Below are 21,495 nucleotides of genomic sequence, written 5' to 3'. Positions count from 1 at the left end.
TCTTAGCTGAATAACGCTGCCCAGCTGCGGCTGATGGCCTTCTCGTCCAGATTCAGGCCAATGCAGACGATATATGGCTGGCCCGGGTAGCTTGAAGCCTCCCAGGAGATGCGGTTCCCTGCGAGCTGCACCAGCTGTACGGAATCCCGGCCGGCAAGCCGCACATGGCCTTTGGCCCGGAGCAGACTGTAGCCCCATTGCCGCAAAAAATGCTCCAGCTCCTCCTTCCGGAGACTCCCTGCCCATGCCGCAGGAACGGTTAACGTCACGGCTGCGACTTGGGAAAAAGAGCCGTCCGTCCCGGTTTCAGGCTCATGCACTGCCGCCACGCTGACGCCGCTGCTACTGCCCGTGTTCATCCGCTGGAGTGTGACACCGCTGATATTGCCGGGGCCGCGCCTGGGAGCAGAGCCCTTAAAACTGCGTGCTGCGATGCCTGTGAACAGCGGAGCGAGATTAATCTGGCTGTAGTGGGTGAAGACAATCTCGGATTCCGAATTTTGTTTGGAGACCATCTTCTCAATCTTCCACAGAGTCTCAGGTTCTACCAGATCGCTTTTGTTAACGATGATGAGATCAGCGGTGGTGATCTGCTTGCGCAGAGTGCGGACGAGCTGCTTGTCGGACGAGAAGCGGCTGCTATACTCCAGTGCATTCTCGGCATCCAGCAGCGTAATGGCGTGGTGCAGCTGCAGCCGGTCTGCCAGCGACGGTGCCAGCAGCGACTTTGCGATCTCATCCGGGTCAGCTACTCCTGTAAGTTCGATGTAGATGATGTCCGGGCGGCGCGCCAGCAGGGTGCTCAGGCTGCGCGGCAGCTCCTCCTTGCGGCTGCAGCAGATGCAGCCGTCCAGCAGCTTTTCCACACTTGTGCCGGTACTCTCCTGCAGGATATAGCCGTCCACATCCTTGGCGCCCAGCTCATTCATGATCACCCCCGGGTTCAGCCCTCTCCGCTTGCTCTCCTTCAGCAGACTCAGCAGCAGGGTCGTCTTTCCGCTCCCCAGAAATCCGCTCAGTATAATCACAGGTATCTTCATGGCTCACTCTCCCGCTCCAATAGTACCGTCCCCATAAGAAGGCGGCCAAGCCGCTTCCGCTTGTAATTCCATCTATACGTCAAGCTTATTCAGGAAAGAACACTAATCTAAGAGAGCCGAAATGTTCGGGGACAGCTGTTGACAGCGCAGGGATAGAGCGTGTAGAATGTGTAAATCGTAATAATTACGATTAAACGAAAGGAGTTTGATGGAGATGAGAGTAATCGTTACCTTGGCCTGTACGGAGACGGGCGACCGCAACTATACCACCACGAAGAATAAGAGAACGACACCGGAACGCCTGGAGATGCGAAAATATTGCCCGCGCCTGAAGCGTGTCACGCTGCACCGGGAGACCCGCTAAGCTGCTTAGCAGCGTTATTCTGAAAATATAATGTACAAGGAGACTACAATGGACAAAATTCCTGTAACCGTGCTAAGCGGATATCTTGGCTCTGGTAAGACTACACTTCTCAATCATATTTTGCACAATCGTGAGGGCCTGAAGGTAGCCGTTATCGTCAATGATATGAGTGAAGTGAATGTGGATGCGAATCTGGTGAAATCAGGAAGCAGCCTTTCGCGCACAGAGGAGAAGCTGGTGGAGATGTCCAATGGCTGCATCTGCTGCACCCTCCGTGATGATCTGCTGCGCGAAGTGAATCATCTCGCTTCGGAGGGGCGCTTCGATTACATTCTGATTGAATCCTCCGGGATCAGCGAGCCGGTCCCGGTGGCCCAGACCTTCACTTACCCGAACCCGGAGCTGGATATTGACCTGACGGAGCTGGCCCGGCTGGACACGATGGTGACGGTGGTCGATGCCAACCGCTTCTGGCATGATTTCGCCTCGGGCGACAGTCTGCTGGACCGCAATATGACGGCGGGTGAAGGCGACTTCCGGGATATCGTCGATCTGCTAATCGATCAGATCGAGACCTGTGATGTGCTGCTGCTCAACAAGTGCGATCTGGTGGAGGAGGCAGAGCTGAACAAGCTGGAGGCGGTTCTGCGCAGACTTCAGCCGCGGGCGAAGATCATCCGTACGGTGAATGCTCAGGTGGAGCTATCGGAGATTCTGAATACGGGATTGTTCGATTTCGGACAGACCAGCCAGTCGTCCGGCTGGATTGCTGAGCTTGCTAAGGAAGAACACACCCCGGAGACTGAGGAATACGGCATTACCTCCTTCGTCTACCGCCGGAGAACACCGTTCCACCCGCAGCGGCTGAGCTTCTTCTTCAGCAACTGGCCCTCTGAGATCGTCCGGGCAAAAGGACTGGTCTGGCTGGCGGCCAGCGGTGATCTGGCAGCGACCATCAGCCAGGCAGGGCCGTCCATTCAGTTCGGACCCGCCGGTTATTGGCTGGCTACCCTGCCGGAGGAGCAGCAGCAGGAGGTGTTGGCTGCAGAACCGGATGTACTGGCGAAGTGGGACGGGCAGTGGGGAGACCGGCTGAATGAGATCGTCTTCATCGGAGTCCAGATGAACCGTGACGATATCGAAGCCCGGCTGGACCGCTGCCTGCTGACCGCAGAGGAGATGAAGCAGGACTGGACGAAGTTCAACAACCCGCTTCCTTGGTTCGTCGAGGAGTTGCTTGAGGCGGGACAGGAGTAGAAGGATGTTGTGGCAGGGGAAGTGGTACATTAGCTGAGGCGGTGTAAGGGAGCCGGAATCATTGAGCTGATTCCGGCTTTCCCACGCTTAATGGAGCGAGTGGGCCGGATGTAATCGGAAAACCGATTACAATGTGCGGGGCGGGAGTGCGTGGGCCGAATGTAATCGGAAAACCGAACACATTCGGCGTTGCGCGGGCACGTGGTCCAAATGTAGTCGGAAAAGCGATCACAACATGTAATGTGAGGTACGGCGATGCAAGTGCTGAGTGATTACGTAATTTGGTGTCCTACCATCAGAGAATAAAGCAAGTCCAAATCGTTGTGATTACGATTGATTTATGTTTACGGGTTTACAAATCGTAATTATTACGATAAAATCATTAAAGTTAAAACGTAATAATTACGAATAAATAGTGAGCTAATAGCTGCTTAATAGTTTTCACTAACAAGTTCATTAACAGCTAACGGACACTTTAGCTCGAAACGTTCCGCTACAGTGTCAGGAAGGGAGGAACGATGCCATATGATTCTGTCATCGATGCGGGATGTGGTGTTCGGTTACGGGGATGAGCCGGTCATTGACCGCTTGTCGCTGGATTTGGAGGCCGGGCAGTTCATTGGGATTACCGGACCGAACGGGGCTGCGAAGACTACACTGCTGAAGCTGATGCTGGGCTTGCTGAAGCCCTGGAGCGGAACGGTCACGCTGAACCGGGAAATTACCGGAGGAGGCAGGCTGGAGGTCGGTTATGTGCCGCAGCAGGTAGCCTCCTTCAATGCCGGATTTCCGAGCAAGGTCATTGAGCTGGTCCGTTCCGGCTGTTATTCCAGGCTGGGATTGTTCCGCCGCTTCACTAAGGAACAGGAGGCGCTCGTTGAGAGCAGCCTGCGGCAGGTGGAGATGTGGGAGTACCGTAACCGGAGAATCGGCGAGCTGTCCGGTGGACAGAAGCAGCGGATCTGCATCGCCCGCGCGCTGGCCCAGCAGCCGCAGGTGCTGGTGCTGGATGAGCCGGTAACGGGGATGGACGCTGCCAGCCGCACCGGGTTCTATGAGCTGATGCGGCATTATGTCAGCCGCCATGGCCGGACCGTCATTATGGTTACGCACGGCCTGGAGGAGACAAGTTCGTATCTGGATACCGTGATTACGCTGGAACGCAAGGAGCAGGAGGGCTGGACATGCTTGGTTACGAATTCATGCAACGCGCATTTTGGGCAGGAGGCCTGATCGGGCTGATCGGACCCTTGCTGGGAGTGTATCTGATGCTGCGCAGGCAGGTGCTGATGGCGGATACGCTGTCTCATGTCTCTCTTGCCGGTGTTGCACTGGGTTCCGTATTGGGCTGGAATCCTGCTCTTAGCGGTTTCACTGTAGCAGTAGCAGGAGGGCTGGTTATTGAGCAGCTGCGCCGATCTTACCGTACCTACAGTGAGCTTCCGGTTGCCATTATTATGACCTCCGGCCTGGCACTGGCCGTTGTGCTGATGAGCATGAAGCAGAACTTGACCAAGAGCTTCAGCTCTTATCTGTTTGGCTCCATCGTTGCGGTAAGCGATACCCAGCTTAAGCTGATTGCTGTGGTGGCCACAGCCGGTATTCTCTACTTCATTATTCTGCGCCGCCCGCTGTACAGCCTGACCTTCGACGAAGAGACCGCCGCTATCAGCGGTGTCCATACCGGGTGGTTGTCCTTCTCGTTCGCTGTTCTAACCGGCATGACCGTTGCCGCAGCCATGCCGGTGGTGGGTGTGCTGCTTGTATCGGCTCTGATTGTGCTGCCCGCCTCCATTGCGCTGCGGATGGCCTCAGGCTTCACGGCAGCTATAATAATCTCCGTCAGTGTGGGGCTGACCGGTGTGTTCAGCGGGCTTACAGCTTCCTACTATATCAACACGCCTCCAGGAGGCACGATTGCACTTATTCTGCTGGTATTTCTGCTGCTGGCCATTGCGGTGCAGAAGCTGATCAGGCTGCGCAGCCGCAGCCGTTATTCATCTCAAGCTAACGAAGAAAAGGGGTCTCACAACATATGATAAAATTCAAATCCATAGCAAAGTCCAATTCGGCCGCACAGTCCACATTCAGCATCCGTCAGCTTGCCGCTTTATCCTTGACCGCCATGCTGGTGATCTCCGGCTGCGGCAACAATACTGGGACCAAAGCCGCTTCTACCAGCAGTCCGGCGTCTACACCATCGGCTGCGGCCGGAGCGACTACTATACCGGCAGCGGATAAATTGAACATTAAGGTCAGCTTTTACCCGATGTATGAATTCACAAAAAGCATTACCGGTGACCTCGCCGATGTGGAGGTACTGGTCCCGCCCGGGGTCGAGCCGCATGACTGGGAACCAACCGCGAAGGATATGGCTGATATATCGGATGCAGATGTGCTTGTCTACAATGGGGCAGGCATGGAAGGCTGGGCGCAGCAGATTGTGGACAGTGCGGCCGGAAGTGATCTCATTACAATAGAGGCAAGTAAAGGACTCCAGATTATTGAAGGAGCAGAGCATGAACATGAACACGAGCATGAGCACAGCCGTGAAGAGGAAGCGGCAAGTGGAGCAGACGACGATCACGATCATGAACATCATCATGATGAATCCGCAGCTGAAGGAAGCGATCATGATCATTCCCATACTGATTCCGCTAACAGTGAAGCAGACAACGACCATGACCACGCTCACGACCATGGCGGCCTTGATCCTCATGTATGGCTGGATCCTGTGATGGCAATCCGGGAGGTTCAGACCATTGAAGCAGCACTCTCCGCAGCTTTTCCCGGGAATGCCGCTGCCTTCCACGCTAACAGCGAAGCTTATATCGCCAAGCTGGAGCAGCTGGATCAGGATTTCAGAGCCGGGCTCCAGAACACGAAGCGCAAGGACTTTATTACTCAGCATGCCGCGTTTGGTTATCTGGCACAGCAATATGGCTTGACGCAGGTGCCGATTGCCGGGCTGTCGCCGGAGCAGGAGCCCTCTGCTGCACAGATGGCGTCAATCGTGGAGTTCGCCAAGGCGAATAAGGTGACCACGATCTTTTTTGAAACCTTGGTCTCCTCGAGTGTCGCCGATACTATTGCCCAGGAAATAGGAGCCAAGACCGCCGTGCTGAATCCAATTGAAGGATTAACAGAGGAAGACGCTGCCCACAATCTCGATTACCTGAGTCTGATGCGGCAGAATCTTAACGCGCTGACCCAGGCGCTGAACGAATAAAAACGAAGGAGCTGATCTATAGTGGCCAAGAAATCCAAGGTTGTGAAGGAACAGAAGCGGCAGGAGCTGGTGGCGAAGTACGCCGACAAGCGCAGAGAGCTGAAGGCGGCGGGCGATGTAATGGCACTGCAGAAGCTGCCCCGGGATTCCTCAGCCACCCGCCAAAAGAACAGATGCAGCGTGTCCGGCAGACCGCGGGGATACCTCGCCAGATTCAAAGTATCCCGGATCGTCTTCCGGGAGCTGGCACATAAGGGACAAATTCCAGGTGTCACCAAGTCCAGCTGGTAAACTTTTAACTTAACCAAATACGATAACGGCAAGACGGCTGATCTCTCTGTGCTACAGGAGCCAGCCGTTTTGCTGTGTCTATAGACTTTGCCGGATCGGGCAGAGTGGACTATGATAGGAGGATAGTATTGTCCTGCTGAAGGAGGCTTACCTATGAGCTATACTGATACATTTATCCGGATTGCAGAAGATTGCCCGGTGGAGACCGGCACCATCCCTGTATCTGATCGTCCGCTCCCGCCTGCTCATGTTATTCAGTATCATCTGCTGGCCGGCTCGCCTTACCGTTATAATCATGAAGAACTGCTGTACCAGGTGTATGTGCGGCACAAGGCTATTCCTGAAGAAGAGCGTGAATCACGCCGGGAGGAAATCTGGACAGCGCTGTTCTCAAAAAATCATCCGTGCCTGCGGGCCTCCATGCTGCCCAAGAAATACGGCTGGGGTGTCCATTACGATGCTGAGGGGAAGATCGCACTCTATGCCAAAGAGTCTCCAGAGTATGATTATTACACTACCAAGGATGAAGCCGGAGTGAAGCTGTTGAATGCCATGCGGAATAAGCGGCGTTAATCTTAAGACCACGCAGGATCATATTCTGAACACAGAAAGAAGGAGCTACATGACAGAGTATTGGAGTAAAAGATTTGCGCAGGAGGGGATGATCTGGGGGAGTGAGCCCAGCCCGTCGGCAGAATGGGCAAAGCGGAAATTCAGGGAGGCAGGCGTATCCACTGTGCTCGTTCCGGGTGCCGGGTATGGGCGGAATACCAAGGTGTTCTCCGCTGAATTTACAGTATATGGAATAGAACTAAGTGAGGCGGCACTGGAGCTGGGTACAGTATGGGACCCGGGAACGAGTTTTATTGCAGGCTCGGCGCTGGAGCCGCAGCTTGGGCAGTCTGTAGATGCCGTATACTGCTACGATGTTCTGCATTTATTCCTCGCCGGGGACCGCCGTCGCCTGATTGAGGCCAGTCTCAGTCAGGTTAGAACTGGAGGGCTGCTCTACTTCACCAGCTTTTCTGATGAAGATCCCCATAACGGCTGCGGGAGAGAGCTGGAGCCGGGCACATTTGAATACAAAGAGGATAAATACGCCCACTTCTTCAGCGATGCCGATTTGCGGGAGCATTTTGCCGGGACGGAGATTCTGGAGACAGGTTCCTTTACCGAGTCGCTACAGAGCCCGCAGGGCGGGACTCATGAATACATACTAAGAACGATCCTTGCGCTTAAAAGGTAGCTGCGTTCTGAGACAGAAACGCCAACATGGCCCCTCCCTGCGGCGAGAAGGACCTTACTGTGAACCTATGCTGTACTTACTCCCTCATCATCCTGCGGCTTTCTATTTAATGAAGTTAATGGAGCTCGCAGTCGGCGAACAGGATATGCCGCGGAATGCGGAAGAAGTTCTCAGCTTTCTCCTGAAGCGCCAATGTAGGCAGATGACAATGGTGCAGCCACTTGCGGAAGGTGCCGGGATGGACGCCGATCCAGATGCTGACATCGGTGACAGAGAAATCATACACCATGCAGAGTCCGGTCAGAATCGCGTTGTGCTGCGGTGAATGGGCAAGCGTTCTTTTCATGAAACGGGATGGGGTCGGCTGGCACACAATCGGACTTTGCCGCAGAAGAGCTTCGTTGAACAGGATATGGGGCGGATAGCCTAAGTGGCGGCAGACCTTGTCCAGATTGGTTCTGGAGGGAATGCGTCCTTCATATACCCATGCGCTTACGCTGCGTGAGGAGACGGAGAGCTCTTCTGCAAGTCGGGAGAGCTTCATGTCCTTGGCCATCAGGATGGCCAGCAGAACGCGGTTGCGGATCTGGCTGCGTTTGGGGCGGCGAAATCGTTTGACCCGTACGCCTTGTCCAAGATATTTGCGGTTGATCAGAGACCAGGCCTGAATTTTATGTGTTTCTTGCTGATTTTTAGCCATAATACCTCCGGGTGTACTGATTTAATGAAGTGACGGATCATCTAGTTTAACTGTTATGACTTTACCATTTCATTACGGCATTCGTCCAGAGTGCAAAGCACCTGTTTTGGTCATGAACCAAGATTGTTTCAGTAATGCTGCGGTTTATGATATATTTTGAGTAATCCATTTCACATTAATCAGGCTGGGAGCGGGATAGATGATCAAGCATATTGTTTTCTTCAAATTAAAGGACCGGTCCCGAGACAAGGTCGCAGAGACGGTTGCAGTCCTCCGTAATATGGAAGGAAGAATTCCGCAGCTGCTGTCCATTGAAGTCGGGGCCGATCTGATTCACTCGGAGCGTTCGTTCGATATCGCCCTGGTCACGGTTGTGGCCTCGATGGAGGATCTACAGGCGTATCAGGTGCATCCGGCCCACAAGGAAGTCATTGCCCATATCAATGAAGTTAAGGAACTGTCGGTAGCGGTCGATTACGAGATCTGAGACGGCACGTACTTGCAAGGCTGGAACCCATTAAGCACGGAAAGCGGTGAGCGGAATGCGCGAGCTTGAGTATCCGATGGAAGCATTGACGTATCTGATTGTTTTTATGGCGGCGTGTGTCGTGATGGTGTTCTGGCTGAAGCGCCGGGGCAGGCGTGGGAAATAACGGCAGTTCATGTTAGGGAAGTTTACTAAATACCGCAGGGTGGAGGGTCAGCTGTGTATTATGTCAACCGGAAGCAAATAGAAGTTATTCTTGAACAGATCCCGGATCTTAACGAAGGTCTAGCGTATGCAGCTTCTTCCTGGGACGGCAGTACGCTGCTGGGTCTGGTGCAGGAACGGTGCTTACATCTGGCCGTTGAAGTCGTGACGGATGTGGGCAGCTGTCTGATTGACGGGTTCATTATGCGTGATGCCGGAAGCTACGAGGATATTATATCTATTATTCATGAGGAAAAGGTGCTGGGAGACAGCGGGATCTACGAGGATCTGACTTCGCTTGTGGCCTTGCGCAAGCCGCTGGTTCAGGATTATTTTGTGTGGGAACGCAAAGAATTGCACCCCATGACCCTGACGCTGCCGGATATTCTGGAGAAATTCGCCAGCGAGGTGCGCAGGTATCTGGATCAGGAGCTGGGCAGCGGGGTCACGGGCTAACTGAAGCCGGGGCTGTGTGCATACAGACAGAAAGGAGGTCCTTTATGGCGAAGAAGAGTCAGGAGAGCGGTTCAACCCGGCGGATGATTATGACACTGCTGAAGATGAGAGGTCCGCTGACAATCAGCGCTCTTGCTGAGGAATTGGGAATTACCGAGATGGGTGTCCGCCGCCATGTGCTTCAGCTGGAGCAGGAGTCACTGGTGAGAACCAAGGTCGTGCGCCAGGCTATGGGACGTCCGATGCATGTATATTCGCTTACCGAGCGGGCGGAGGATCATTTTCCCAAAAGCTATCACAATCTGGCGCTGGAGCTGCTGCGGGAGCTGGACCACGGGAGCGGGACGGATGCGGTCAATATGCTGTTCGAGGGCCGTAAGCGGCGGATGCTTGCCCAGTATAGCCCTATGATGAAGAGCCGTGAGCTGGAGGAGCGGGTTGCGGAGCTGTCAACGATTCAGAATGCCGGGGGCTACATGGCGGAGTGGAGCAAGGAAGAGGACGGCTCCTACACACTGCGGGAGTATAATTGTCCCATCCGTCAGGTGGCTACCCAGTACCGCAAGGCCTGCCAGTGCGAGCAGCATTTGTTCGAGGAGCTGCTGGAGGCGAAGGTGACACGCAGTGAGTGTATGGCGGAGGGCGGCCAATGCTGCCGGTATGCGATCACGCCGAATCCCAAGCAGAAAACTTCCGAAATCAAGGGCTGAGCAGTCACAGGACATCCTCTCTATGCTTATGATATAGCAGAAATAGGCGATCGCCCGGGTGGCCGGGCAGAGGCACAATAGAATCCAAAGGAGAGATTGATGATGAAAAAAGATAACAAAAGCTTGCTCTGGGGCGTCATTGCCGGCAGTATTGTAGGATCGGTGACAGCGCTGCTGTTCGCCCCTAAGCCGGGTAAGGAGCTGCGCAAGGATATTGCCGAAGGCACAACGGAAGCGGTGGATAAGGTTCAGGTGATTGCCGGCCAGGCCAGTGAGAAGACTACAGAGATCTACGGTAAGGCCAAAGAAGCGGTAGTCTCGGTGGCGCATGAGGTGAAGGAATGGAGCAAGTCCGCTAAATGTGCCGTGGAAGAAGCCGATGTAGCCACAGTAAGCGGTATTGCTGAGCAGGCTGTAGAGGTCACAGATGCAGTGGAAGCTGTAAAAGACGAGATCGCTGCTTATGAAGCTGCGGAGCAAGCCGCCGTGGCTGACGCTGAGATCGAAGCTGTGACCGGTACGGATGCGGCAGTAGCTGAAGCTATCGAGGATGGCAAGACCGCAGGGAAGCTGTCGTAAGCTTCGCTTGATCGATATGAAGCCGTTCTCCGCTGGCAGGCGGGGGGCGGCTTTTGCGTGTGACGGCATGCTTCAGGAGGGTGCGTATTGTGGCTTCCCTGGCTCCCTACTTGAACTGAACCCGTAAATGGAGTATTATCTGCAATTGGGGCTGAAATCCTGGTACACATTATTCCAGCCTTACATAAGCTACACAAAACGAGTTAAAGGATGCGGTGTGTTCGTGCAGCAGGCAATAGCAATATTAGACTCAGGTGTAGGAGGATTGACCGTTGTCAAGGAAGTGATGCGACAGCTCCCCCGGGAGAAAATCATCTATTTCGGCGATACGGCAAGAGCCCCGTACGGACCCCGTTCCACTGAGGAAGTGAAATTGTTCACTGAACAAATCGTGGACTACTTAATTCAATTTAATCCTAAAATGATCGTCATTGCTTGCAACACAGCAACAGCAGCAGCTCTTGATTATATCTCCGCCAAGGTAGCCATTCCTGTGATCGGAGTCATTCACCCCGGTGCCCGCGCTGCCATCAGCGCCTCCAAGAGCGGACAGGTCGGCGTGATCGGGACCATCGGTACGATTACAAGCGGTGCCTATACGGCGGCGCTGAAGCAGCTGTCCCCCTTCGTTCAGGTGGTCAGCCAAGCTTGTCCGGCGCTTGTGCCCTACGTGGAGCAGGGGCTATTTCGCTCGGAGGAGAGCCATCTGGCGGTGGCTGAATCACTGAACGGCATGAAGTACGAGCCGATTGACACGCTGATTCTCGGCTGCACGCATTATCCGTTCCTGGTCGAGCCGATCGGCAAGGTAATGGGACCCGGCGTCAAGCTGATTAGCTCGGCGGATGAGACCGCGCGGGAGATCAGCACCATCCTCTATGATAAGGGCCAGCTGGCACGCGGGGATGAGAGTCCGATTCACCAGTTCTTTTGCAGTGGAGATGCGGAGATCTTCCAGCGGATCGCCCGGGACTGGCTGGGCGAGCAGATCAGCCGGACGCCTGTCGTCTGGCAAGTATCCACTCTGTAGGAAGAGAGCATTACAGCAGTGAACTGAATAGGGACAAACCCCTTGCAGGGAATGTCAGGGAGATGAGACCGGGAGGACTTCCCGGTCTTTTTCCTCTTGATTGTCTGCGGAACGTTCTGCACACCTCCGAGTTGTTACATTTCCACATGACCCGCTGCTGCTGCTCATATACTAGGCATGAGGGCCGGGTCCCGCAGGTCATTAAGCAGGATGATAGGGACGCAGGCACAAGAGGGCCGGGAGGATGAGACCTATGCAGCAATACATTGCCCGCAGGGGAGATACCGTAAGCCGTATCGCCGCAAGGCACGGATTAACACCAGAGCATGTCATACAGGGGAATCCATGGGCTGGCAGCCAGCCCTATTTATATCCGGGACAGGTACTGTTTCTGCCATCTGCCCCGCGCAAGCGGTATATGGTGCAGGCGGGGGACGATGCGCTTAGCATTGCGGCCTTGTTCGGGGTGGGCGTAGATGAACTGGAGATGCTGAATCCCGGGGTAAGCTCGGGACGCATCTGCCTGCCGGGCAAGGTGCTGGTGATTCCGGCGCTCACCCGGGGGACAGAGGTCTATCTGCGCGGGGAATACGGACCGGCTGAGATAGAGGCGGATGCTGCAAGGCTTGCGGCCCGCTATTCTTGTGTCAGCAGCGAAGTTATAGGCCACAGTGTACTCAGCAAGCCGCTCCGCCTGCTGCGGATCGGCAGCGGCCCGCGCCACCTGCATGTGAATGCCGCGCTGCATGCCAACGAGTGGCTGACGGCCCCTTGTCTGATGCGCTTCCTGGAAGAATATGCCGCTGCCTATACGTCTGGTGTGGACTGGCACGGACGTCAGCCTGCGGACTGGCACCGGGACTGGACGCTCTGGGCTGTGCCCATGGCGAATCCCGACGGTGTTGAGCTGGTGCAGGAAGGGGTTCTCGCGGATAATCCTTATTACCGGGAGTTGATGGCGTGGAACTGCGGCAGGCGCAGCTTCCGGCACTGGAAGGCGAACATCCGCGGCGTCGATCTGGGGGACCAGTTCCCCGCACACTGGGAAGAGGAACGTGACCGGCGGCAGGTGCCCGGACCGGCTCCGCGCGATTACAGCGGACCGGCACCGCTCAGTGAGCCGGAAGCGGCGGCGCTGGCGGCACTGGCTGAGCGGGTTCCGGGCGATGCGGCCGTCTCGCTGCACAGCCAGGGAGCTGAGATCTACTGGAACTACCGGGGCTATGAGCCGCCGGAGAGCAGGGATTGGGCGGCCCAGCTGGCAGCAGCCAGCGGCTACCGGGCGGTGGAGCTGACCGGCAGCGATGCCGGCTACAAGGACTGGTTCATCGAGCGCTTCCGCAAGCCGGGCTTCACCGTCGAGCTGGGAGTGGGCAAGAATCCGCTGCCCGTGGCTGATTTTGAGGATATGGCGCTGGACACAGGCCTAATTCTCAGTGCGATTCTGTCAAATTTGAAATAAAAATGAAACAATCTCTGCAAATTTGCGTAAGATAACAGCAAAGGGCACGGCCGCAATCCTGACCAATTGATGCTTTGCGGCTGTATCCTTTTTTTGGTGTGGGAATGAAGCGCAGAAGTGCCCCTGATCTCGGCAAAAGTCGGCTAGATGAGCAAATGAGGCGCAGGAGAACACTGTATTCTCCCTAAAAGTGGGCCAGGTGAGCAAATGTAGTGTATAAATCCCTCTGATTTCCCCAAAAGTGGGCCAGGCGAGCAAATGTAGTGTATAAATCCCTCTGATTTCCCTAAAAGTGGGCCAGGCGAGCGAATGTAGTGTATAAATCCCTCTGATTTCCCTAAAAGTGGGCCAGGTGAGCAAATGTAGTGTATAAATCCCTCTGATTTCCCCAAAAGTGGGCCAGGCGAGCGAATGTAGTGTATAAATCCCTCTGATTTCCCCAAAAGTGGGCCAGGTGAGCAAATGTAGTGTATAAATCCCTCTGATTTCCCCAAAAGTGGGCCAGGTGAGCAAACGTAGTGTATAAATCCCTCTGATTTCCCTAAAAGTGGGCCAGGCGAGCAAATGTAGTGTATAAATCCCTCTGAGTCGGCTGATCAGGTTGCTCAACCCCTAAGTTTGTTTCCATACCTCCCATTACCAGCCCGACTCCCTGCGATCAACCTGTAACGATCCACTCACCAGCCCTGCCAGCACTCATAGTCAATCCTCATCATTTCACACGCGTCAGCTAGTCACCTACCAACCACCCGTCAGCACCCCTTAGTCAATCCCCATCATTCAATCACCCGCCATCCATCCATCACCCATCCAACGTCAACCCGCCCCGGCAGTCACCCACCCGTCAGGCCCTCTCTCCCAGCTTCCCAGCGCCATATGCCCAACCTGTTCAACCAGCTCCTCGCACTCGCTTCCCCCCCTGAAAGTCAAAATAATACACATCAACCCGTATGAAAGCTATACCGTACTCCTCCGGGTCTCTTGCTAAAATTAGCGTATAGATGAGCGGCAGGCGGCCTAGGCTTATAGCATAGCCCAAGTGTCTGCCGGGAAAGTGAGGGCGAGATGGAGTACGAAACATATGCATTAGTTAGTTGTAAAAGCCCACAGCCGGCCTCCTGCGGCGCAGCAGCAGAGGTGGGTGCGCGATGAGTGAATCTGCGGTTACCCGGAAAACGGCCAAGCCCGCAGCCGGCACGTATTGGACGCGCAAGAGACGGGAGCAGCTCGCCGGATGGCTGTTCATTGCGCCGGAGGTGATCGGGATGCTGGTCATCGCGGTGTTCCCGCTGCTGTTCAGCCTGTTTCTCAGCCTGACGGAGTGGAACCTGGTCGGCGGCTTGTCGGCGATCAACTTCGTTGGCTTCGATAACTTTATCGAGCTGTTCAGGGACAACCGCTTCCTGCTGGCCCTGAAGAATAATGTGCTGTTCACGGTCGGTACGGTGCCGGTTACGATGCTGCTGGGTGTAGTGCTCTCGGCGCTGATCCATAAGAAGCTTTATGCCAAGACGTTTTTCAAGGTCGCCTTCTTTGTACCGTATATCTGTTCCACCGTGGCGATCGCGGCAGTCTGGCAGGCACTCTACCATCCGTCCAAGGGGCCGGTCAATCAGATCCTGATGCAGCTCGGGGTATCCGAACCGCCGCGCTGGCTGGTTGATACCAGCTTCTCGCTGATTGCGATTATGATTATTTATGTCTGGCAGCTGCTGGGCTACCAGATGATTATTTTCCTGGCGGGGATGACGAACATTCCCGAGGAACTGTACGAAGCGGCGACGATTGACGGAGCCAGCGGGATCGGACAATTCCGGCGGATTACGCTGCCGCTGCTGGGGCCGACTACCTTTTTCCTGGCAATCACGAGCACGATCTCTTCCTTCAAAATCTTCGACATGATCAAGTTCCTGACCAGCGGCGGTCCCAACTATTCCAGTACTGTTATCGTGTACCAAATTTATGAGGAAGGCTTCGAGCGCTTCAAAATGGGCTACGCCTCCGCGATGTCCTGGGTGCTGTTCCTGATCATTATGCTGGTCACCTCCATTACCTGGATGACTCAGAACCGTAAAGTCCATTACTAGCCCAAGGCGAAAGGAACGAAAGGCAATGACAATGAAAAAGCTTAAGCCCGGCAATCTGATCTTCACGGTCCTGTTCGCCCTGTGCTCGGTATTCTTCCTGATGCCGCTGGTGTGGATGCTGTCGGCCGCCTCGAAGACGGAGAAGGAGGTCTGGACCTTCCCGATTCAGTGGATTCCCACCGACTGGAATCTGGTCGCCAACTTCAAGGCCGTGTGGATGGGCGATGTCGCGTTTGGATTATTCTATATGAACTCGCTCAAAATCGCCCTGATCTCCACCCTGGCGACCATCATCATCTCAGCCATGGCCGGGTATGCACTTGCCAAGCTGGATTTCAAGGGCCGGGCGCTGATCTTCACCCTGATGCTGGCGTTCATGATGATTCCCGAGCAGGCCACGCTTGTTCCGCGCTATATTATGATTAAGGAGCTCGGCCTCTACGACTCCCATGCTGCGCTGATCCTTATGGGCATGTTCTCCAGCTACTTCACCTTCCTGCTGCGCCAGTTCATGATCGGCATTCATAATGATATGCTGGAAGCGGCTGAGCTGGACGGTGCCGGGTTCTTCCGCATCTTCTGGAGTGTCGTGCTGCCGCTGAGCCGCCCGATTCTGGCGACGGTTGGGATCATCAAGTTCATCTGGACCTGGAATGATTACCAGGGGCCGCTGATTATGCTGAACTCGACCAAGCTGTACACCATTCCACTGGGGATGCAGTTCTTCAAGGAGGAATTCGGCACGCAGATCTCCGTCATGATGATGGCCTCCGTGGCTGCGATTCTGCCGCTGCTGGTCCTGTTCCTGATCCTCCAGAAGCAAGTCATCAACGGGATTGCCATTGGAGGCGTCAAAGGGTAAAGGTCAAAAAAGTGTACGCGTACACCGCATAGCTGTACACGGTGTGCGCGGGCCTTCAATTGTATAATGAGCTTGCAAAACATAAATCTAGGGGGAATTGCTGTGAAGAAACTATCAATCATGCTCGCCAGTGTGGTGCTTATGCTCTCGGTCACTGCGTGCGGCGGAAATGGCGGGAACGGGGCGGGCAGCTCAGCGGCCACCGATGCGCCGGGGTCTGCGTCAGCCGAACCGGGTACTGGAAGCAGCGGCACAGACGGGACGGCAGGCAAAGCCAAAATTAAGTTCTACACCTTCAAAGCCGATAAGCCGGAGGAGCCGATCTACCAGGCCGTTCAGGCATATAACAAAGCTCAGGATAAAGTGGAAGTGGAGTATGAATCCCTGGTCCAGAACAGCGACAGTACGGATTTCATGAAGAAGCTGGATATTCTCGTGGCCGGTGGCGAAGTGGTCGATGTGTTTATGACCGGGAACGAGGATGAGCTGCTGGAGCGCGCTTCGCGGGGAGTTGTGGAACCGCTTAATTCTTTTTTTGAACAGGAGAAAATCACTCCCGAGGATGAATATTCCAAGCTGCTGAAGCTGGAGGACAAGGTCTACGGCATTCTGCCCAGCTCCACGCAGTGGCTGACGGTCTTCAACAAGGATCATCTGGAGGCCGCAGGGCTGACCCTGCCTGAGATGGGCTGGACCTGGGATGACTTCCGCGACTATGCCAAGAAGCTAACCACGCCTGAGCATTACGGAACCTACTTCCATACCTGGGGCGAATATCCGAACATTATCGCATACACCGAGAAGCCGCATCCGCAGCTTAGCGCGGATTTGAAGCCGATTTTCGACGATCCGTCCTTCGAGTACTTCTTCAACCTCCGCCGCACGATGGAGAAGGAAGATAAGAGCGCGGAGCCGTATGCCGATGTCTTGGCCTCGAACTACCATGTGCTGCAGCAGTTTTTTGCCGGAAATGCCAGTATGCTGGCTGTGCCGAGCTATGCCGTCCGGGCGGCGCTGAATCTGGAGAAATTCCCGCATGAGTTCCAGAGCATGTACGCCCCGCTGCCGCGTTCGGTGGACAGTAAGGAGCTGGGCATGACGAATATTTCCGGAGGCGGTCTGGCGATGGGCGCGAAATCAGCGAATAAGGAAGCCTCGTATGACTTCATCCGCTGGATGTCGAAGGAAGCCTACAAGTTCACCAAAGAGATTCCTTCGTTCAAGGGCGTGGACGGAGCGGAGCTGGTAGGCAGCTTTTTCGGGGAAAATACAGACCTGATCGATACCGTCTCCCTCTCCAAGACGCTGTTCGATCCGAATATTAAAATGCCTGACTCCTTCAGCGTGCCGTACGGCAGCGAACTGAAAGCGATTGTGGAGAACGGCTTCGCCAGCTTCATTCTGGATAACCGCAGCTTCGATGAGGTCAAGAATGAGATGACAGCGGAAGTCGAGAAGGTAGTTTCTGCCAATCAGAAATAACGGTTGAAGTGCAAAGGCAGCAGGGATTTTGGATTATAATAGGGACGTTGAAGCTTTCATTACAGTGCGGGGTGGAATTCTTATGAAATGGTTAAGCCGTTTTTCCTTCCATCGCAGACTGCAATACACGTTCCTGATCCTGATCCTGCTGCCTTTTGTTGTCGTTACGTTCTGGTCCTATACCTCTGTGCGGGAGAATGTGAGTGAGAAGATCGCCCGTTCCAATGAGGAGACCCTGAAGGTCATCGGCAGTCAAATGGAAAAAACGGTGGACAGCATCTCGTTTGTCTCGGTGTATTTCTCTGAGGCGTATGATCCGGCCGTGCTGGAGAGTCTGCGATATCTCAAAAATACCGGGAGCTTCGGAAATTACGGAGTGTATACCCATTACAACAAGCTCAAGACCACGGCCAATATTCTGTCGGTGCAGTCCCTGGATGCCGATCTGCAGATCATGCTGGTCAACCGAGAAGACCGGATACTGATCGGCAATCAGAATATTCCGGTATTCTCTGTGCTGCCGGAGACTCTTCTTAAGGAGAGCAGCAGGCTGGATGAGCGGGAAAAAGTGTCGCTGCAATGGTTCCCCTACGGTGGCACCCCCGCTGCACCGGATTATTATTATGCCGTACGCTTCATTACCGACCCGCTGAATCAGGACAAGCTAGCCACGCTGTATGTAGGCATTCCGAGCCACTACTTCCGCAGTCTGCTCGACACGGGCAATGTGGTAAGCAGGCTCACACTGGTCGACCAGAAGGGGAGAAGCATTGCTGTCACCGGAGAAACGGCTCCTGCGGATGAAGGTCCGCTGCTGGTCAGTGAGGTCCGTATTCCCAAGGTCGGCTGGCTGCTGACCAGCAAGACGCCCCGCAGCTCCATTGACAGCCATATCAACCGGGAGTTTCTGGTATCGATCTCGCTGATTGGACTGTTCTTCCTGGCGTTCCTGGTGCTGTCCATGCTGTGGGCCGGTTATATGAACAAGCCGATCAGCCTGCTGCGGGCCAGCGTCAAGCAGTATGTCGGCGGCAACCGCGCGGTGCGGATACCCGTCAAGGGCAAGGATGAGGTGGCGGTGCTGTCGGCAGCCTTCAATCAGATGCTAGAGGATATGAACGGGCTGCTGCAGCAGGTCGAGAGTGAACAGGAGGAGAAGAGGCAGCTGGAGCTTCAGGCGCTGGCGGCGCAGATCCGGCCTCATTTTCTGCTGAATACGCTCAATTCGATCAAGGTGGATCTGCTGCTGAGCGGGGACCCGGCGCATGGGGCCATGATCGATGCGCTGATGAAGCTGCTGCGTGTGTATGTCCATGTGGATAAGCCGCTGGAGCTGGCGGAGGAATGCAGGGTGCTGGGCAGCTATGTGCAGGTGATGCAGATCCGCAACCGTCTCGATATCGCCTGGGAATGCGAGGTGGGCGAGGCGGAAGGAGCGGTGATGCTGCCCCGGCTGCTGCTGCAGCCCATTGTGGAGAATGCGATCAGCCACGGCTTCTCCGCCCGTCCGGACCATCCGGCGATCCGGCTCGAAGCAGCGTTCGAACAAGATCTGCTGCGGATCAGCATTAGCGATAACGGCCGCGGAATGCCGGAGGATAAGCTCCAGCGCCTGAACCGGCGGCTGCAAGGAAGTGAAGACCCGGCGCTCTGGCCGGAAAAAGGAGTCGGGCTGGTCAACACAGCACGCCGTCTACAGGTGTTGTACGGATATCGCGCCCGGCTGAGCGCGCAGGCAAGAGAAGACGATGAAGGCATGACGTTCACTCTATATATTCCCGTGACCCGGGAGAAGGAGGCGGTTCCCCTTGATGACCCTGATGCTGATTGACGATGATGTCCCGATGCTGGAATATGTGGAATATCTGCTCGGGCCCTTGGGGCTGGATCTGAAGCTGGTGGCTTCGGCATATAGCAGTGAAGACGCACTGGAGCAGTTCCATGCAGCACTGCCGGATATTGTGATTGTGGATATCGGGCTGCCGGGGATGGACGGGCTGGAGCTGGCGGATGCCTTCCGGATCACGAAGCCGGAGGTGCGCCTGATTTTCCTGACCTGCTATGAGGATTTCCATTACTCGAAACGGGCGATTCAGCTTGAGGCGGATGATTATCTGATCAAGGATGAGCTGTCGCCTGAGCAGCTTAAGAGCAGTCTCGCCAAAGCGATGAGCCGCTTCAGGAGCCGGGAGGAACTGCTGGAGCGCTACTCTTTCCGCCAGGCGATTGAGCGCAATAAGGAAGTGCTGAAGCAGAGCTTCCTGAAGCAGCTGCTGTCGGGTGCAGCGGGCCAGGAGAACACGCTGGAGTTCGGCGAACGGTTGGGTATCTCCTGGAAGCACCCCTTTCTGCGTCATGGATTCCTTCATATGGATGCCGCATCTGTCACCGAGCGTTACCGGTACAAGGATATTCCGCTGATCCATTCAGCCGTGAACAATATTGCACTGGAGCTGTCTGCTGCTGCTGAGGCTTCCATTACACCGATTATGAGCCGGGACGCCGATATTTATCTGGTCTGGAATGTGGCGGACCCCAGCCTTACAGAGAACAAGCTGGCTGAATTCATGCGGGCGGTACAGGATAAGGTGGAGCAGTATCTGAAGATTACCCTGCGGGGGTTCTATTCGGAGTCCTGCGCACCGGTCCGCAGCTTCGATGTGTTATTCAAGACACTGACGGATTGCCGTGAAAATAACTTCTATCAGCCAGTGACGCCTGTATCTCTGCTTGAGGAGCATGAGGATTTCGGGCACACATTAGAACGGCGCGGGGAAAAGGAACGCGGCATGCTGTCCTTGGCGCTTCTTGATCAACAGGCCGCCTGGATTGATCTGGCCGTGAATCAGTGGACCCAGCAGGCTTCGGCAGAGCGGCTGCTGCCGCGGCTGGTGAAGGAGACCTGCGGGGATCTGGTGCGCCAGCTGGCCTTCGAAGCCGGAGGGCTGGCCGAGGAGGACTTCTTCACGCAGCTGGAGCAGACGGTTCATATCGGTGAGGCGGCCAGCCTGACCAAGCGGGAGCTGAGGCATCTGTGGCGGCAGCATACTCTGGCCCCCGCAGCCGCTGAGGAGAGGGATGTCCGGCTTCAGGCCGTGGACCAATTCTTGGAGGAGCATGTGGACCGGATGGTCACCTCTACCGACATGGCAGAGCATTTGCATCTGAATGCCAGCTACTTCTCCCGCTATTTCAAGAAGCTGTCCGGCGTGAACTTCACCGATTACGTGAACCAGTACAAGATGAATATGGCCATCACTATGCTGGCCCGCCCGCAGGAGACCGTCGAGAATGTCGCCTACACCCTCGGTTTCTCCGACCGGGCGTACTTCTCCAAGGTGTTCAAGAAATACAGCGGCCGGAATCCCAGCGAGTATAAGGCAGGACCGGTTGGGGAGGACGACAGGGAGCCTTAATCGAAGAGCATCAAATGTAAAGCTGTGGGTAAGGTTATAGCCCTAGGGGTTCGGTGAAGAGAACCAACAGCAACCTTGTCGGCTCCTTACGGACCCGAGAGTCGTTATGTTCAAGAAAACGCCACTTTTTTAGCCTTAACGGACCAGGGAGCGCTTATTGTCTCTCAAAGGAACGCCTGGGAGCGGAATATTCGATAATAAAGCCCATGGTGTCCGTAACTTCCCAAAGTCATGACTTTCATCCGAAATAAGCGCACCCCAGTCCGTAACGCCGAGTCAATCGCCCAATGTAAGAACAAACTATCTGGGATGGGCTACATCTTAGGAAGAATCACTCCACGCCTTCAGTCCGGCGGGCATCGCAGGCACCTACTCCACCATTTACATTCTGATGCTCTACTATGGAGCAGCAGATGTAAAGCTGTGAGCATGACTTTAACCAAACGTATGCTAAGGGTTTGCCGTGTTCCAGATAAGGAGCAGGCGGTACGCTTACTTGCTGTCTGTACAACTAAATCCTCTAACGTATCACCCAAAATCCATTTAACTGTAAACCGTGCAATTAAATTGTCCTTTCTACCCAGGTTCCCTGA

At 55.0% G+C, this 21,495-nt stretch carries 21 protein-coding genes; 19 read left to right on the top strand and 2 right to left on the bottom strand.

What is annotated here, in order from left to right; all coding sequences use genetic code 11:
* Positions 1-2 precede the first annotated feature (2 nt).
* The gene (locus NSU18_RS08705) at positions 3-1,040 is read right to left on the bottom strand and encodes a CobW family GTP-binding protein (RefSeq protein ID WP_341148795.1); all 1,038 of its coding nucleotides are present in this window, start codon (positions 1,038-1,040) and stop codon (positions 3-5) included.
* 214 nt (positions 1,041-1,254) lie between these two features.
* On the opposite strand from NSU18_RS08705, the gene rpmG reads away from it, so the two are divergent.
* The 8 genes from rpmG to NSU18_RS08665 all read left to right on the top strand — a co-directional run bounded on the left by rpmG (position 1,255) and on the right by NSU18_RS08665 (position 7,427).
* Positions 1,255-1,404, top strand: a complete 150-nt coding sequence (rpmG, locus tag NSU18_RS08700) for a 50S ribosomal protein L33 (protein ID WP_036725285.1) — start codon at positions 1,255-1,257, stop codon at positions 1,402-1,404.
* Between the two features lie 48 nt (positions 1,405-1,452).
* Positions 1,453-2,661, top strand: a complete 1,209-nt coding sequence (locus tag NSU18_RS08695; protein WP_341148794.1) for a GTP-binding protein — start codon at positions 1,453-1,455, stop codon at positions 2,659-2,661.
* A gap of 525 nt (positions 2,662-3,186) precedes the next feature.
* Positions 3,187-3,894, top strand: coding sequence for a metal ABC transporter ATP-binding protein (locus tag NSU18_RS08690; RefSeq protein ID WP_341020423.1), 708 nt, complete (start codon positions 3,187-3,189; stop codon positions 3,892-3,894).
* Complete coding sequence (locus tag NSU18_RS08685) at positions 3,840-4,700, top strand: metal ABC transporter permease (protein WP_341023220.1); 861 nt, start codon at positions 3,840-3,842, stop codon at positions 4,698-4,700. Before NSU18_RS08690 ends, NSU18_RS08685 begins: the two co-directional genes overlap by 55 nt.
* Positions 4,697-5,890, top strand: a complete 1,194-nt coding sequence (locus NSU18_RS08680) for a metal ABC transporter substrate-binding protein (RefSeq protein ID WP_341148793.1) — start codon at positions 4,697-4,699, stop codon at positions 5,888-5,890. Before NSU18_RS08685 ends, NSU18_RS08680 begins: the two co-directional genes overlap by 4 nt.
* Positions 5,891-5,911: 21 nt before the next feature.
* Positions 5,912-6,181, top strand: coding sequence for a 30S ribosomal protein S14 (rpsN, locus tag NSU18_RS08675; RefSeq protein WP_341020427.1), 270 nt, complete (start codon positions 5,912-5,914; stop codon positions 6,179-6,181).
* A gap of 153 nt (positions 6,182-6,334) precedes the next feature.
* Positions 6,335-6,754, top strand: a complete 420-nt coding sequence (locus tag NSU18_RS08670; protein ID WP_341020430.1) for a DUF6157 family protein — start codon at positions 6,335-6,337, stop codon at positions 6,752-6,754.
* A gap of 49 nt (positions 6,755-6,803) precedes the next feature.
* A complete protein-coding gene (locus NSU18_RS08665; RefSeq protein ID WP_341148792.1) occupies positions 6,804-7,427 on the top strand; it encodes a class I SAM-dependent methyltransferase in 624 nt (207 codons plus the stop codon).
* A gap of 115 nt (positions 7,428-7,542) precedes the next feature.
* On the opposite strand, the gene NSU18_RS08660 is transcribed toward NSU18_RS08665, so the two are convergent.
* The gene (locus tag NSU18_RS08660; protein WP_036702276.1) at positions 7,543-8,127 is read right to left on the bottom strand and encodes a helix-turn-helix domain-containing protein; all 585 of its coding nucleotides are present in this window, start codon (positions 8,125-8,127) and stop codon (positions 7,543-7,545) included.
* Between the two features lie 199 nt (positions 8,128-8,326).
* Between NSU18_RS08660 and NSU18_RS08655 the strand changes: the two genes are divergently transcribed.
* The 11 genes from NSU18_RS08655 to NSU18_RS08605 all read left to right on the top strand — a co-directional run bounded on the left by NSU18_RS08655 (position 8,327) and on the right by NSU18_RS08605 (position 20,902).
* Complete coding sequence (locus tag NSU18_RS08655) at positions 8,327-8,614, top strand: Dabb family protein (protein WP_341020433.1); 288 nt, start codon at positions 8,327-8,329, stop codon at positions 8,612-8,614.
* 219 nt (positions 8,615-8,833) lie between these two features.
* Positions 8,834-9,274, top strand: a complete 441-nt coding sequence (locus NSU18_RS08650; protein ID WP_341020434.1) for a DUF86 domain-containing protein — start codon at positions 8,834-8,836, stop codon at positions 9,272-9,274.
* A 44-nt stretch (positions 9,275-9,318) separates the two neighbouring features.
* Positions 9,319-9,984: a helix-turn-helix transcriptional regulator gene (locus NSU18_RS08645; RefSeq protein WP_341148791.1), complete on the top strand. Its 666-nt coding sequence runs from the start codon at positions 9,319-9,321 to the stop codon at positions 9,982-9,984.
* A 102-nt stretch (positions 9,985-10,086) separates the two neighbouring features.
* Complete coding sequence (locus NSU18_RS08640; RefSeq protein ID WP_341020438.1) at positions 10,087-10,563, top strand: YtxH domain-containing protein; 477 nt, start codon at positions 10,087-10,089, stop codon at positions 10,561-10,563.
* A gap of 223 nt (positions 10,564-10,786) precedes the next feature.
* Positions 10,787-11,593 carry a glutamate racemase gene (racE, locus tag NSU18_RS08635; protein WP_341020441.1) on the top strand — a complete coding sequence of 269 codons (807 nt, stop codon included), beginning with the start codon at positions 10,787-10,789 and terminating at the stop codon, positions 11,591-11,593.
* 253 nt (positions 11,594-11,846) lie between these two features.
* Positions 11,847-13,055 carry a M14 family metallopeptidase gene (locus NSU18_RS08630; RefSeq protein ID WP_341148790.1) on the top strand — a complete coding sequence of 403 codons (1,209 nt, stop codon included), beginning with the start codon at positions 11,847-11,849 and terminating at the stop codon, positions 13,053-13,055.
* Between the two features lie 1,148 nt (positions 13,056-14,203).
* Positions 14,204-15,142 (top strand): carbohydrate ABC transporter permease, encoded by a 939-nt coding sequence (locus NSU18_RS08625; RefSeq protein WP_341148789.1) that lies wholly within the window; start codon positions 14,204-14,206, stop codon positions 15,140-15,142.
* Between the two features lie 25 nt (positions 15,143-15,167).
* A complete protein-coding gene (locus tag NSU18_RS08620) occupies positions 15,168-16,004 on the top strand; it encodes a carbohydrate ABC transporter permease (RefSeq protein WP_341020443.1) in 837 nt (278 codons plus the stop codon).
* A 102-nt stretch (positions 16,005-16,106) separates the two neighbouring features.
* A complete protein-coding gene (locus NSU18_RS08615) occupies positions 16,107-17,486 on the top strand; it encodes an ABC transporter substrate-binding protein (RefSeq protein ID WP_341020444.1) in 1,380 nt (459 codons plus the stop codon).
* 82 nt (positions 17,487-17,568) lie between these two features.
* Entirely contained in the window at positions 17,569-19,317 is a 1,749-nt protein-coding gene (locus NSU18_RS08610; RefSeq protein WP_341148788.1) for a sensor histidine kinase, read from the top strand.
* On the top strand, positions 19,298-20,902 hold the full coding sequence (locus NSU18_RS08605) for a response regulator transcription factor (protein WP_341151010.1): 1,605 nt from the start codon (positions 19,298-19,300) through the stop codon (positions 20,900-20,902). The genes NSU18_RS08610 and NSU18_RS08605 overlap by 20 nt, the downstream gene beginning before the upstream one ends.
* Positions 20,903-21,495: the final 593 nt, after the last annotated feature.

Source organism: Paenibacillus sp. FSL H8-0048, from assembly GCF_038002825.1.
GTDB lineage: Bacteria > Bacillota > Bacilli > Paenibacillales > Paenibacillaceae > Paenibacillus_AQ.
Note: the sequence above shows the minus strand (reverse complement) of the source record. Positions and strands in the feature narration are given on the sequence as shown.